The 12,976-nt window shown below is 64.2% G+C and carries 12 protein-coding genes; 3 read left to right on the forward strand and 9 right to left on the reverse strand.

What is annotated here, in order from left to right:
• Nucleotides 1-16: 16 nt before the first annotated feature.
• The 8 genes from NKL04_RS24705 to NKL04_RS24740 all read right to left on the reverse strand — a co-directional run bounded on the left by NKL04_RS24705 (nucleotide 17) and on the right by NKL04_RS24740 (nucleotide 9,198).
• Nucleotides 17-1,270, reverse strand: a complete 1,254-nt coding sequence (locus NKL04_RS24705) for a low temperature requirement protein A (RefSeq protein ID WP_031209614.1) — start codon at nucleotides 1,268-1,270, stop codon at nucleotides 17-19.
• A 90-nt stretch (nucleotides 1,271-1,360) separates the two neighbouring features.
• A complete protein-coding gene (locus tag NKL04_RS24710) occupies nucleotides 1,361-2,422 on the reverse strand; it encodes a D-alanine--D-alanine ligase family protein (RefSeq protein WP_023701960.1) in 1,062 nt (353 codons plus the stop codon).
• Between the two features lie 103 nt (nucleotides 2,423-2,525).
• The gene (locus NKL04_RS24715) at nucleotides 2,526-3,401 is read right to left on the reverse strand and encodes an SMP-30/gluconolactonase/LRE family protein (RefSeq protein ID WP_023701959.1); all 876 of its coding nucleotides are present in this window, start codon (nucleotides 3,399-3,401) and stop codon (nucleotides 2,526-2,528) included.
• Nucleotides 3,401-4,042 carry a 2-dehydro-3-deoxy-6-phosphogalactonate aldolase gene (locus tag NKL04_RS24720; RefSeq protein WP_023701958.1) on the reverse strand — a complete coding sequence of 214 codons (642 nt, stop codon included), beginning with the start codon at nucleotides 4,040-4,042 and terminating at the stop codon, nucleotides 3,401-3,403. The genes NKL04_RS24715 and NKL04_RS24720 overlap by 1 nt, the downstream gene beginning before the upstream one ends.
• A 22-nt stretch (nucleotides 4,043-4,064) precedes the next feature.
• Entirely contained in the window at nucleotides 4,065-5,009 is a 945-nt protein-coding gene (locus NKL04_RS24725; RefSeq protein ID WP_031209613.1) for a 2-dehydro-3-deoxygalactonokinase, read from the reverse strand.
• Between the two features lie 5 nt (nucleotides 5,010-5,014).
• On the reverse strand, nucleotides 5,015-5,782 hold the full coding sequence (locus NKL04_RS24730; RefSeq protein ID WP_023701956.1) for an SDR family NAD(P)-dependent oxidoreductase: 768 nt from the start codon (nucleotides 5,780-5,782) through the stop codon (nucleotides 5,015-5,017).
• A gap of 169 nt (nucleotides 5,783-5,951) precedes the next feature.
• A complete protein-coding gene (locus NKL04_RS24735; RefSeq protein WP_023681311.1) occupies nucleotides 5,952-7,301 on the reverse strand; it encodes a putative bifunctional diguanylate cyclase/phosphodiesterase in 1,350 nt (449 codons plus the stop codon).
• A 100-nt stretch (nucleotides 7,302-7,401) separates the two neighbouring features.
• A complete protein-coding gene (locus tag NKL04_RS24740) occupies nucleotides 7,402-9,198 on the reverse strand; it encodes a GtrA family protein (RefSeq protein WP_245271451.1) in 1,797 nt (598 codons plus the stop codon).
• Nucleotides 9,199-9,325: 127 nt separating this feature from the next.
• Here NKL04_RS24740 and NKL04_RS24745 point away from each other — a divergent pair, with 127 nt between their 5' ends.
• The 3 genes from NKL04_RS24745 to gshB all read left to right on the forward strand — a co-directional run bounded on the left by NKL04_RS24745 (nucleotide 9,326) and on the right by gshB (nucleotide 11,742).
• The gene (locus tag NKL04_RS24745) at nucleotides 9,326-10,330 is read left to right on the forward strand and encodes a glycosyltransferase (protein ID WP_023814539.1); all 1,005 of its coding nucleotides are present in this window, start codon (nucleotides 9,326-9,328) and stop codon (nucleotides 10,328-10,330) included.
• 3 nt (nucleotides 10,331-10,333) lie between these two features.
• A complete protein-coding gene (locus NKL04_RS24750) occupies nucleotides 10,334-10,708 on the forward strand; it encodes a GtrA family protein (protein ID WP_023701953.1) in 375 nt (124 codons plus the stop codon).
• Nucleotides 10,709-10,788: 80 nt separating this feature from the next.
• Entirely contained in the window at nucleotides 10,789-11,742 is a 954-nt protein-coding gene (gene gshB / locus NKL04_RS24755; RefSeq protein ID WP_023701952.1) for a glutathione synthase, read from the forward strand.
• A 149-nt stretch (nucleotides 11,743-11,891) separates the two neighbouring features.
• Here the strand turns inward: gshB and NKL04_RS24760 are convergent, their stop codons facing one another.
• Entirely contained in the window at nucleotides 11,892-12,908 is a 1,017-nt protein-coding gene (locus NKL04_RS24760) for a glycosyltransferase family 2 protein (RefSeq protein ID WP_023701951.1), read from the reverse strand.
• Nucleotides 12,909-12,976 lie beyond the last annotated feature (68 nt).

The following is a 12,976-nucleotide window of genomic DNA, read 5'->3' on the forward strand; positions in this document are numbered from 1 at the left end:
CGCGAAGCTGCTCTGCTCAGTGCGGCGCTTCCTCCTGCGCCAGCACCTCCAGTTGATGGCGGTGCCCCGACAGCTCATAGCCGACAACAGTGACGGCCGGCGCTAGCGTGAGTAAGATGAGGCAGACCGCCATGTCGACGTCGGCAATGGCGGCGATGATGCCAAGTGCGACGACCGCAGCCGTTCCCGCCAGCAGCCAGACGTGGAGGGGATCGAAGCGCTGGACGAGATAATAATACAGCGCATAGATCGCCCCCAGGAACACGCCTAGCGGAATGGCGACTGACAGCAGGGTCGCTACCGGGCCGTTATGGGTCTTGTGCTCGATGAAATAGGCCGCGACATGCAGCCCGGCGCCGGTGGCGACGATGGCAGCGACGATCACCATCTGGCCATAGCCCCAGACGAAGGAACGGCTGCGGTGCTGGTGCAGCACCGTCCCCGAGGGCAGCATGTAATAGACCCACCACATGCCGAAGGTGAGACCCATTCCGGCAATGCCGATCAAGGCGGCATCGAGGTTCCAGCCCTGCTCCTCGACCACGGCCGACAGCGTCGCCAGCGTGCCGATCACCCCTTCGCCCAGCGCGATAATGGCGAACAGGCTGTAGCGCTCGGCGACGTGATGCGCGTGCCAGGGCGTGCCGCCATCCCGGCGTTCGGCGATGACCGGTCCGGCAAGCTCGATGAGAAGCAGGACCGCGCCGAAAGCCAGGCTCGTCGCCAGCGAGAAATCGACCAGGATCTGCACCACCCAGCCGATCTGGGCGATCGCGATGGCGATGGCATAGGTGAGACAGGCACGCCGCCGCCCAAGGTCCTGCCGCGCCGCGCGCAGCCATTGGAAGATCATGGCGACGCGCATGATGACGTAGCCCAGCACCATGACCGAATTGTTGAGGTGTTCGCCATGCTCGATCGAGGCGAACATGCGCGGCAGGCCGATGGCCAGCACCAGCACGCCGATCATCTGCACCATGGTGACGAGGCGGAAGATCCAATCGTCGGTGTCATAGGCGGAGGAAAACCAGGAGAAATTGATCCACGCCCAGCAGATGGCGAAGCTGGCAAAGCCGAAGCCGATCAGCGCCGCCGCGTAGTGGCCCTCGGCCAAGGCATGCGCCAGTTGCGACGAGGCAAGGCTGAAGGCGGTGACGAAGGTCAGATCGAACAGCAGCTCGAGCGGCGTGGCGACGCGATGCGCCTCATGCGGATCGCGCCCGGTCATGCGCCTTATGTGATGATGGAGGGAGCTTGCTGGTGTGCTCATAGCGCGGCCTTGCCTGAGGACTGTCCCGCGACACTAAAGGTGGAGCAAAAGCTGTCAAGGCGCGGTAGGTCGCGCTGGTCCCTCGACCGTTCAGATCGCCTGTCGGTTCAGTCGGTTCGCCGCCGTCTCGGCAACCGCATCGGCCAGCGTCATGCCCCATTGCATCAGGCAATAGGCGCGGAAATCGAAGCAGGGCAGGCCGGGACAGACCTCGAACTCGATGAGGTGGACATGGTCGTTAGCCTCGACCCTGAAATCGAGGGAAAACACGTCTCGCAGGCCGAGCCCGCTGACCAGCCGCTCGGCGATGCGGCGGATGGTTGCCGCGGCTGCCGGCTGGGTGTCGGCAACCGCCTCCAGCACCGGCTCGCTGTATAGTCCAGCCGCCTTGGCGGCCTCGCCGGTGTCGCCGTAAAGCGCCATCGAGTCCGCCATGGTCTGGAAATCGCCGCCGGAGTCGACGAATGCAACGCCGAGCGCTTCCGCCCCGGCATCCGTTTGCAGCCCAAGGAAGCTGGCGCGGACATTGCGACCGCCGACATAGGGCTGGACGACGACATCGTCGCGATAAGCGGCATAGACCCGCCGGCTAAGCTCCAGCGCATGGGCCAGGTCGTTGCAGCGTGAATCCGGCCAGATGCCTACCTTGGAGCCGAGCCGGTTCGGCTTGACGAACCAGCCGGCTTCCGAAGCTGGCGGGTCGGCCAGCCAGCGGCCGTCGCGGGCCAGGCCTGCCTGCGGCGCCGGCAGGCCGAGCGCGCAAAGCACGGCGCCGGAACGGAACTTGTCCTGGCAAAGCGCGAACAGCGCATCGTCGGCTCCGATGGTTCTAAGCCCATTCAGCCTGGCAAGTGCGGGCGCTGCAGCACCGCGGAAATAGGCAATGCCGTCGGTCAGCGTCCAGACCAGCGTGGTTGCGGGATCGGCCTTCGCCAGCGCGCTTGCCGCATCGTCGAGTGCAACCGGCATAAAGGCGAGGCCGCGCTTTTCACAAGTGGTCGCCAGTTGATCGAACTCAGGAGCGAGATCGGTCGACTGCGCCAGATAAGACGAGATTTCCAAGGCGCGCTCGGCGGGAAAGCCGTCGGCGACCAGCCTGTCGAAACAGGCCTTTTCCGGCTCGTGGACGAGGATCAAGGTCGGGCGCGGCATGGGTCAACGCTTCTCGGTGATGCAGCCACACCATCGCACGGCCAATGCGATCGGCTTGCGCGAAATCGACCCGCGCCCGACGCCTGCACGACAACCGGTACGCTCAGGCGATCAGCACGCGCGGCTCGAAGCGGCCGTTGACGGGGATGTCGAGCAGGAAGGTCATGCCGGCCTGTGGGTCAAGCTTGCGCTGCTTGTCGTCCTTGCCTTTCCAGGCCGAGGTCACCGCCAGCCGATCGGCCTTGGCGCCGACAAAGGCCGGGCACGAGGACTGCCCCGCCGGCGTGGCAATTTCGCGCAACAATGTGCCGTCCGGCGCATAAGCCTTCACCGCCTTGCCGCCCCAGACCGCGTTCCACAGCACGCCGTCGCGGTCGACGACCGAGCCATCGACATAGCCCTTCGACGAGCGATGGTCGACGAACACTTTGGACTCGCCGATCGGCAGACCCGTTGCCGGATCGCAGGCGACGCGCATCAACAGGCCGGTCGCGGTATCGGTGTAGTAGGCGATCGTTCCATCCTGCGAGAAACAGATCGAGTTCGACACGGTGATGCCGGTGTAAAGCGTGCGCAATTCTCCCTTGAAGAACCAGTAGATGGCGCCCGCGCCCTTCTCCTCGCCCTTGCCCATCGTGCCGACCCAGAAGGCGCCACAAGGGTGGACGCGCGCATCGTTGGAGCGGGTCAGCGCATTGTCGGCCTCGATGGGCGTATGCAGCGTCAGCTTGCCGGTCGAGACGTCGCGGACATGCAGGCCGGTCTCGGTGGCGATGAGCTGGCGATTGTCGTCGATAATGGCGATGGCGCTGGCCATCTGGCCGAGCTCATGGACCTTCCGCGCGCCGGACGTGACACCCTGCTCCAGCAAAAGCCCGTTGACGATGTCGAACCAGAACAGCGTGTCGGTGGCGGGATCGTAGCTCGGCCCCTCGCCGAGTTCACAGACATGGTCCGAAAAAACCGAAACGTTTCCCATCATGCCGCTCCGCCGAAGGCCGCATCCCAGGCCGTCACCGCCGCCCGGGCGCGCGAGGCCACCTCGTCGACGCTCATACCAGGTTTGAACAGGCTGGAGCCAAGACCAAAAGCAGTCACCCCAGCGGCTTTGTAGCCGGCAAAGTCTTTGTCGGAAACGCCGCCGACGGCGCCGACCACGGTATCGGCCGGCAGCACGGCCCGCATCGCCGAAATGCCGCTAGGCCCGAGCACGCTTGCCGGGAAGAATTTGAGCGCCGAAGCCCCAAGCCTAATCGCCTGAAAAGCTTCGGTGGGGGCGAACACGCCTGGCATCGTCACCATGCCGTGGTGCATGGCGCGGGCCATGACGTCGGCATCGATGTTGGGGCTGACCAGCAGCCTCCCGCCGGCCTTGGCCAGGGCGTCGACATCGGCTGAAGTCAGCACCGTGCCGGCGCCGACCAGCGTCGTCTTGGGCAATGCGGTGACAATGCTGGCGATCGATGAAAACGGCTCCGGCGAATTGAGCGGCACCTCGATGGCTTCGATGCCGGCGTCAAACAGCGCCTGGCCGATGGCAACCGCCTCGCTGGGTCTGAGGCCGCGCAGAATGGCGACAAGACCACGCTTCAGCTTCGGGAAAGGTGCGGTCTGGGTCACGCTGTCACTCCACTCTGGTGAGTCATTTGGCGATCATGCCATTTTCCCGCGCTGCCTCGATGAGGCCGGCACGCACCGCCTCGTCGGCGTCGACCGTCCTGACGGCAAGCCCTGCAAGGTCTAGCGCCTGGCGGTAGAGGGCTGCTAGCGAGCCGGACGCAACCAGCACGATTGCGGTGGTGCTTTCGCCATAGCGGCGGCCCGCCGAGGCGATCTCGCCGCCGATCAGCAGGCCGGATAGGCAAGCGGCGGCATCGTCGGCCTTGAGGTTCTGCAGCAGGCCGGCGGCGCGGATCGAGAACAGCCGCGAAGTGACATCGCCGCCCTCCGCCAAAGCCTTGCGGCACCATTCCTGGAAGAACGGATTGTCCGGAGTGACCGGCTTCGGGCTCTCGCCCAGCGAATGGCGCAGGATAGAGTGAGTGGCCAGCACCGAAAACAGCTCGCCGGTCGGCCAGGTGCAGAAGCCGTCGACCGCGCCGTCTGCGACCAGAACCCATTTCGAATGGGTGCCGGGCATGCAGACGAGATGGCGACCTTTTGCCGGCAAACCGGCGCCGGCAAGCTGGGTTTCCTCGCCGCGCATTACGTCCGGCGCATCTTCCAGGCGCTGCGCCAGGCCAGGCACGATGCGGATGTCGCGGCTCTGGCCGGGAATGCGGGCGGCCCCCGCGAGGATGGCACTGAGCGGCGCCGGCACGGTGACGTAAGGCGCTTCCAGCCAACCCTGGCGCGAGCCGGCCATGCCGCAGATGATGACCGGCAGTGTGTCAGGTGCGCCGAGCGCCGCCAGATGGCCCTCGAGGATGATCGAAAAGCCTTTTTGCTGCGCGGTGATCAACCCATCATCGCCGCGACGCTCGGCAAGCACCCCGCCCGCCTCGTCGACCAGCCAGACCCGCATGCGGGTCGTGCCCCAGTCGACGGCGGCGACTGCCGGCGTGCCTTTTGCCGGATTTTGATTCACCGGGCTCACAGGAAACCCCCGTCGACGATCAACATCTGCGCCGTCAGCATACGTGAGGCGTCGGAGGCCAGGAACAGCACCGTGCCGACGATGTCGTCGGGCTGCATGACCTGCTTGATGCATTGCTTGGCGACATGGGCGGCGAGCCTCTCCTCGGTGACCCAGAGTTCCCGCTGCCGCTCGGTGATCACCCAGCCCGGCGCAATCGCATTGACGCGGATGCCGTCGACCCCAAGCTTGCCCGCGAGACCTTTGGTGAGGCCGAGTATGCCGGCCTTGGCGGCGGTGTAGGCCGGCATATCGGGGTGGTTGATGAGATAGGAGGTTGAGGTGAAGTTGATGATCGACCCGCCGCCGGCCCGCTTCATGCCCGGCGCGACCGCCTGTGCGGTGAAGAAATGCGGGCGCAGATTGACGGCGAGATTGTTGTCCCAGAACTCGACGGTAACGTCGGCGACCTCGTGGCGTTCGTCCCAGGCGGCATTGTTGACCAGCACGGTGACGTCGCCATGCGCCTCAGCCGCTTTGGCGGCCGAAGCGCGCAACGCCTCGACGTCACGCAAATCGGTCTTGAGGTAGAGCGGTCGCCGGCCAAGTTCTTTTTCGACGCGGTCGGCAAGCAGCGTGCTTAGGCCATCGGCGATGTCGATGAAGGCGACATGGGCGCCCTGGCGAACGAAGCCCTCGGTCAGTGCCGCACCAATTCCGGAACCGCCGCCGGTGATCAGCACCGAGGCTCCCCTGAGGTCGGCAAAATCGGCCGATGGCATCATATTTTTCTCTCCCGATCCGGTCGGCGCGCATCCTATCCAGCCAAGTCCGGGGAGCAAGGGCGAAAACGGCGATTTGTTTGGCTTATGTCAGACAAAAGGACGCAAGATGGCGGCCACAGTCGATCTTGGCTCGCACCGCTGACTTGCTCGACGCAGGCAAGACCGCCGGTCAGACTGCCTTGGCGTAGAGGGCGCCGCGATAGGAATCGCGGAGGTAGCCGAGCGTGGCGTCGGCGTCGACCGGTTTGCCGAAGAGATAGCCCTGGCCGCCGGCGCAGCCGAACTGGACGAGGCGGTCGGCCTGCGCCTCCTCCTCGATGCCTTCGGCGACGACATCCATGCCGAGCCCTTCGCACATGGCCAGAATGGCGCGGATGATGTGTTCCGACGGGCGGTCGTCGAGGATCGAGGAGACGAAGGCGCGGTCGATCTTGAGCTTGTCGAAATGGAATTCGCGCAAGCGGCCGAGCGAGGACTGGCCGGTGCCGAAATCGTCGAGCGAGACTCGGATGCCGACGCGACGCAGGTCCTCGACGATCTTCTCGGCCGAGGCCGGATCGTTCATCAGGCCGGTTTCGGTGATCTCGATCTCCAGCCGTCGCGGATCGAAGCCGGTGCGGTCGAGGATCGACAATATGTGCAGGCCGGTGTTCTGGTCGACGAGTTGCGAGGGCGACAGGTTGAAGGACAGGAACAGGTCCTTCGGCCAGCTGCGCGCCGCTTCGGTCGCCTTGCGCAGCACCAGCTGCGATAGCGGGCCGATGATGCCGCGCTCTTCGGCGATCGGGATGAACACGGTCGGCGGCACCACGCCGAGGTCGCGATCGGTCCAGCGCGCCAGCGTCTCGAAGCCGATGGTGCGGCGGGTGGTCAAATCGACGATGGGCTGGAAATGCGGTTCGACCTCACCGGCCGAGACGGCACGGCGCAGCGCCTGTTCGATGCGGGTGACGCGCTTGGCCGCCTCTTCCATTTCGCGGGTGTAGACGACGACCCGGCCACGGCCCGAACGCTTGGCGTGGTAGAGCGCCGTTTCGGCCTTGTTGACGAGGATTTCCGTGGTTTCGTCGCCGGAATAAAAGAGCGAGCAGCCGACCGAGGCCGAAAGCCTGGCGGTGCGTTCGCCGACATCGTAGGGCGCCGACAGGATTTCGATCATCATGCGCGACTTCTCGGCCGCCGCTTCCTCCGAGAACACCATCGGATACAGGAAGGCGAATTCGTCGGCGCCGATGCGGCAGACCGTAGAGTGGCTGTCCATCGAGGCGCGCAGCCGCATCGCCACCTGGATCAATATGTCGTCGCCGGCCTTGTGGCCGAACAGATCGTTGATCGGCTTGAAGCCGTCGAGGTCGAGAATGCCGACCGTGAACGGCGCGGGATCGTCTGCACGGTCGCTGATCAGGCGATCGACCTTGTCGAAGAAGCGGCGATGGTTGCCAAGCCCGGTCAGCGCATCGGTGAACGCCAGATCCGAGTTTTCCCTGCTTGCCTGCCCGGTGCCAAACGTCGTTTGCATCGGTATCCCTGTTTGTGACGCCCGAAATTTAGGCTGAGACTGGCAGCAAAGCGTTTAGGAAGCGTATCGCGAAATCGATTTTTCGCTGGCGAATGATGCTTTAGCGGACGCGGTAGAGTTCGACCGGGGTTCCGCGCGTTTCGGCCACCGGTTCGAGCCAATCGGGGACGCTTCCCTGCATCAGCCTGGCCAGGAAGCCTTGCGGCGCCTTGGCGGCAAGCATCTTGCTTTCGGCGCTGCCGCGGCAGAGCGCCATCAGGCCGACGTGGTGAGCCGCCGCGATCATCCTCGCCTGGTCCGCCGATCCGAGGAAGGCATCGAGCGCAAGCAGGTCGCCGGCGATGTTGCGATGATAGGGGCCGGCAAAGACGCGGTGCCCGGAATAGGCCAGGATGGGCGAGCCGAGATTGGAAATGGCAAGCACCGTGGTGTCCGGCAGCCGGGCCAACGCCGCGAAGGAGGCCTTGCGCTCGCAGGACGGATCGCTGTCGGTGTCCTGTGCCTCGACCGAGACCTTGTTGGCCTCGAATACGCTCGACGTCGCGGCGGCAGCACCGGCCCAGACGGCATTCACCGACACCACCCAGACCGCCGCCATGCGCAGCGATACGCTGCGCGCAGGGCTGATCCTCGCCCGTTCGCGCCAGCTTGCGATCCAGGCCGACAGCGGGATGACGGCAAAGGCGATCGAGAATGTCGAGCCGCGCACCTGCCAGGCGCTGACGATGAAGGCGCCGACCAGCAAGGCGCCGACGAGGCTGTCCTGGCGGCGCCATGGTCCGCGCAGGCGAAGCGCCATCAGCGCGATCGCCACCAGCGGCGTGACATAGCGCGCCGCCAGCGACGCCGGCTCGCTGGCGGCAATACTGAACAGCGACTGCGCCTCGTCAATGTGATCGAGCCACAATTCCTTGAGGCGCGGATCGAGGTTTGCGTAGGGAGCCGCAAGGCATTGCGGAAACAGCGCCACGATGACGGCGCCCAGCACAAGCGCGAGCAGGCTAAGCGAGATCAGGCGGCGGCTGGCGGTGCCATTGGACACCGTGAGCGACGTCACGGCGGCAAGCCCCAGTCCGGCGATTGCCGCCACCAAGAACTGCACAGCCGAGAAGGCATCGCACTGCGGCTGGCCCATGGCCGATGGCGGGATGGTGGTGACGAAGACGAGGGCTGAAACCCCGGCAAAGCCGAGACCGAAATCCCTGGCGATCCGGCGTTCGCCGCCGGGATCGACGACGAACAGCAAGGCGATGCAGGCGCCGATGGTGGCGACATAGGGCGCGGTTTCCATGCCGACGGCCAGCGTCAGGGCCGCGCACAGCCCGGAAATCAGCGCCGCCCAGCGACGCGCCGGCGCCTCGAGCAGCAGGCTGAGGCTGGCCATGGTCAGCGTCAGCTGGACATTGTGATGATCGAGCGCACCCGGCAAGAAAATGCCGATGAAATGCAGCGCTGCAGCGCCGATGACGATAGCGGGCAGCACGGCGCCGACGCCGGCGAAGCTTCGTGCCGCACGGGCTGTAAAAAACACCGCCAGGCAGAACAGCAGCGACGGCCACAGCACCTGTGCGATCGCTTCGGCCATGGCCATGCTGCCGGTCAGCGCCGAGGCGGCGAGGATGATGGCGGCGAGCGGTGCGTCGACCAGCCGCGACCAGTGCATGACGAAACCGCCTTCCGGCCCCATCCTGTACTGATGCAGGTCGAACCAGCCCTGGCCGGCCAGCATGTCGCGAACCTCGACCAGCCGCAGCAGGCTGTCATTGTCGCCGCCGGCATTGCTCAATTCGCGAAAGCCCGTGGCGGCATTGACGGCCAGCACCACCAGCATGGCAAGCAGCGCCAGCGTCATATCGGACTTCCAGGAGGAAGCACCCGCCTTGGCTGCGTTCATCATCATGACCTTCGTCGGAAAGACTGCGGCCTTAAACCTAGCCTTAACAGCTTCAATAAATAGTAAAGTCGCCTGAGCGAGGCCGCATATGAGCGCGGCCGGAGGCTCCGCCGGGCGTCGGGAGACGGAAATGCCGCACGAAGTCCGCCATGAGCCGGCCATTGCCGTGCTCCTGCCTTGCTACAATGAGGAACTGACCATCGCCGAGGTGGTGCGGCGCTTTCGCGAGACGCTGCCATCGGCCGACATCTATGTCTATGACAACAATTCGCGCGACCTGACGGCATTAAAGGCCCGCGCGGCGGGCGCCATCGTCGTCCGCGAGCCGCGCCAGGGCAAGGGCAATGTCGTGCGGCGCATGTTCGCCGACATCGATGCCGATATCTATCTGATGGCCGACGGCGACGGCACCTATGCGCCGGAAGATGCCTCGCTGCTGATCAACATCCTGCAGACCGAGCGCTGCGACATGGTGGTGGGCACCAGGCGCGGCGTCACCGACGATGCCGGCCGTTCCGGCCATGCCTTTGGCAACCGCATTTTCAACAGCCTCTACAAGCGGCTGTTCGGCACCGACTTCACCGACATCTTCTCCGGCTACCGCGTCTTCTCGAGGCGTTTCGTCAAGAGCTTTCCCGCGGTTTCCGGCGGCTTCGAGATCGAGACCGAAATGTCGGTGCATGCCTCGCAGCTCAAACTGCCGGTGAGCGAGATCGCGCTCGATTATGGCCGCCGGCCTGAGGGATCGTCGTCGAAGCTGTCGACCTATCGCGACGGCGCCAGGATCCTGTGGATGTTCGCCATGCTGATGAAGGAGACGCAGCCGCTGCGCTTCTTCGGCGCCTTCGCGATTTTCTTCCTGGCGTCGAGCCTTGCCCTGATGACGCCGGTGCTGATCGAATTCGCCCAGACCGGCCTCGTGCCGCGCATGCCGACCTGGGTGCTGTCGGTCGGCCTGCTGCTGCTCTCGATGCTTGCGATGGTGACCGGATTGATCCTCGATTCGGTGTCGCGCGGGCGCGCCGAGCAGAAGCGCATTTTTTATCTCTCGGTGCCGTCGAGCCGGGTCGAAGGGCGCGAACGCACTGGTGAAATCCCGAAGGCCGAACCGGGCAAGACGCCCCGGGCCGCCTGAGCCGTGAGCCGGCTCGCCCGCTTCGTCCTGGCAGGCGGCGTTGGTTTCGTCGCCGATGCCGCGGCGCTCTGGCTGCTCTTGGCGCTGACGCCGCTCGGTCCCTTCGTCGCCCGTGTCCTGTCGATCGGCTTTGCGCTGTGCGTCACCTGGCAGATCAACCGGCACCTGACCTTTTCGCCGTCGAGCCGCGGCGTGGCGCAGGAGGGCGCGCGCTATGGCGGCGTCGGCATCGCCACCAGCATCGTCAACTATCTCATCTACTGCGCCATCCTGTTTGCGCTGCCGGCGCTGCCGCCGCTGGCCGCACTTGCCGTCGCCTCGCCGGTCGCCATGGCGCTGTCGTTCCTCGGTTACTCCCGGCTGGTCTTCGACCGTTAAAGGTCTGGGCCAAGCAAGCGCGATTGGCAGAAGCCGCCAAGTTCCGTATATCGGCGACAGAGCCTGCTGGAGACCGGAAGATGCCCCTGAAAATCGCCGTCCAGATGGACCATGTCTCCACCGTCTCGATCGCCGGCGACACGTCGTTTGCGCTGTCGCTGGAGGCGCAGCGGCGCGGCCACCAACTGTTCCACTATACGCCCGACCGGCTGTCGATGCTGGGCGGCAAGGTGTTTGCCCGCATCGAAGAGATGAAGCTCCGCGACGAGAAGGGCAATCATTATACGCTGGGCGACAAAGTGCGCACCGACCTGTCGGAGATGGATGTGATCCTGCTGCGCCAGGACCCGCCCTTCGACATGAATTACATCACCACCACGCACATTCTGGAGCGTATCCATCCCAAGACACTGGTCGTCAACGACCCGGCCTGGGTGCGCAACAGCCCGGAAAAGATCTTCGTCACCGAATTCCCCGATCTGATGCCCGAAACGCTGATCACCAAGGATCCCCAGGAGGTCGCGGCCTTCCGCAAGGAATTCGGCGACATCATCGTCAAACCGCTCTACGGCAATGGCGGCGCCGGCATCTTCCATCTCAAGGAGGGCGACCGCAACCTCGCCTCACTGCTCGAAATGTTCGCCCAGCTGTCACGCGAGCCCTATATCGTCCAGCGCTATCTCAAGGATGTGCGCAAGGGGGACAAGCGCATCATCCTGATCGACGGCGAGGCGGTCGGCGCCATCAACCGCGTGCCGGCCGACCACGATTCCCGCTCCAACATGCATGTCGGCGGCCGTGCCGAAAAGACCGAGCTGACGACACGCGAACGCGAGATCTGCGCCCGCATCGGGCCGTCCCTGAAAGCACGCGGCTTCATCCTCGTCGGCATCGACGTCATCGGCGACTACATGACCGAGATCAACGTGACCTCGCCGACCGGCGTGCGCGAAGTGCAACGTTTTGGTGGCGCGGATATCGCCAGCCTGTTCTGGGACGCGGTGGAGGCGAAGCGGCGCAATTCGGCCGCGTAGTGTGCGTTGCTACGGAGGACTTTGGTGGGTCCAGAGAAGCATCGAAAGATGCTCTTTATCGGGTAAGACTGCCGAGCAAGCGGCTCATCAAATCAAACTATGTCCCGGAAGCGCCGAGGCCTCAGTTTCGGAGGAAGGAGACCGATAAGTCAGGTCTGCAATTTTAGCTGTGGTGTTGCCCAGTCTTTCAGCAGAAAACCCGCATCGGCGTTCTTTTCCAGCAATGCAAAAGCCGCAGACAGTCCGATCAGGTCGACCAAGGTCCTGCGCATTGAGTGGCGGGAGATTAAATGCTCCAGTCCCGGCGCCACTTCGCACCAACGATTGGCCAGTGCCCGCCGTATCGCTATTTCAGTATCAGGCGACATCCTGCCGAGGCCAACTCCGGTACCCAGGATGCGCCCGTCCGCCCAGCCATTGCCGCCGTGAAGCCGATAACTGCCAAGAGCCCGCCCAATCCTCACGGTTCCGCCGATCATATGGGCGGCACGAGCCATATAACCATCGGCACATATCTTTATTTCGTCCGGATCGGATGGACGCATGATTTCAAGCGGAGCTCGACGAAACATCATCCCCGATGTGGTTGACCAAAACCAACCCACGGTGCCCCGATCAATAAATAATAATGTCGGGTCAGCTTCGGTGTCGACATGCAGGTAGCCGCTCATTTTCGGCATCGATCGCGGGTCATTCAGGTGGAATACGGGATGACCGCCCGCAAGCAGTTTGCCGGCCGTATCTATCACCACCTCATCGGAGCTCGACATCGCCGCGATACGGGTGTGGCTGAGATGCGCTCTCACATGGCATTCTATGAAGTCAGGGTGCCAAGCATCGTCACCGTCAAGAAACGAGATCAGGGGCCCGGCTGTCGCGTCAAGCCCGGTCATCATTGTTGCCATCTGCCCGCCATTTTGCAGTCGGGGCAGAAAGCGGAAACGACTGTCGCCAAGCTGGGACAGACACTCTTCAATCCTTCGGCGGGAAGCGTCGGTCGAAAAATCATCGACCACCACGCACTCGAACGCAGTGTATGTCTGCGCCGCTACGGATCGGATCGCAGTGTCGATGAATGCCTCTTGATTGAAACAGCCTACGCAAACGGATACGGTTGGTAGCGCGATGTGAGAACCAGCCCCGCTTGGGACGATGTTTTCTTTCAAGAGGCGCTTCTCCGTACACCAGATTTGATCGCCTGAGATATTCCGTCGATCAACTGGCGATGTTTCTT

It is taken from the genome of Mesorhizobium sp. C264A, assembly GCF_040324515.1.
Lineage (GTDB): Bacteria > Pseudomonadota > Alphaproteobacteria > Rhizobiales > Rhizobiaceae > Mesorhizobium.

Excerpts from the sequence above, each read along its gene's own strand:
- NKL04_RS24705 (WP_031209614.1), bottom strand. The coding sequence starts at position 1,270 with ATGAGCACACCAGCAAGCTCCCTCCATCATCACATAAGGCGCATGACC.
- NKL04_RS24710 (WP_023701960.1), bottom strand. The coding sequence starts at position 2,422 with ATGCCGCGCCCGACCTTGATCCTCGTCCACGAGCCGGAAAAGGCCTGT.
- NKL04_RS24715 (WP_023701959.1), bottom strand. The coding sequence starts at position 3,401 with ATGGGAAACGTTTCGGTTTTTTCGGACCATGTCTGTGAACTCGGCGAG.
- NKL04_RS24730 (WP_023701956.1), bottom strand. The coding sequence starts at position 5,782 with ATGATGCCATCGGCCGATTTTGCCGACCTCAGGGGAGCCTCGGTGCTG.
- NKL04_RS24735 (WP_023681311.1), bottom strand. The coding sequence starts at position 7,301 with ATGCAAACGACGTTTGGCACCGGGCAGGCAAGCAGGGAAAACTCGGAT.
- NKL04_RS24740 (WP_245271451.1), bottom strand. The coding sequence starts at position 9,198 with ATGATGAACGCAGCCAAGGCGGGTGCTTCCTCCTGGAAGTCCGATATG.
- NKL04_RS24745 (WP_023814539.1), top strand. The coding sequence starts at position 9,326 with ATGCCGCACGAAGTCCGCCATGAGCCGGCCATTGCCGTGCTCCTGCCT.
- gshB (WP_023701952.1), top strand. The coding sequence starts at position 10,789 with ATGCCCCTGAAAATCGCCGTCCAGATGGACCATGTCTCCACCGTCTCG.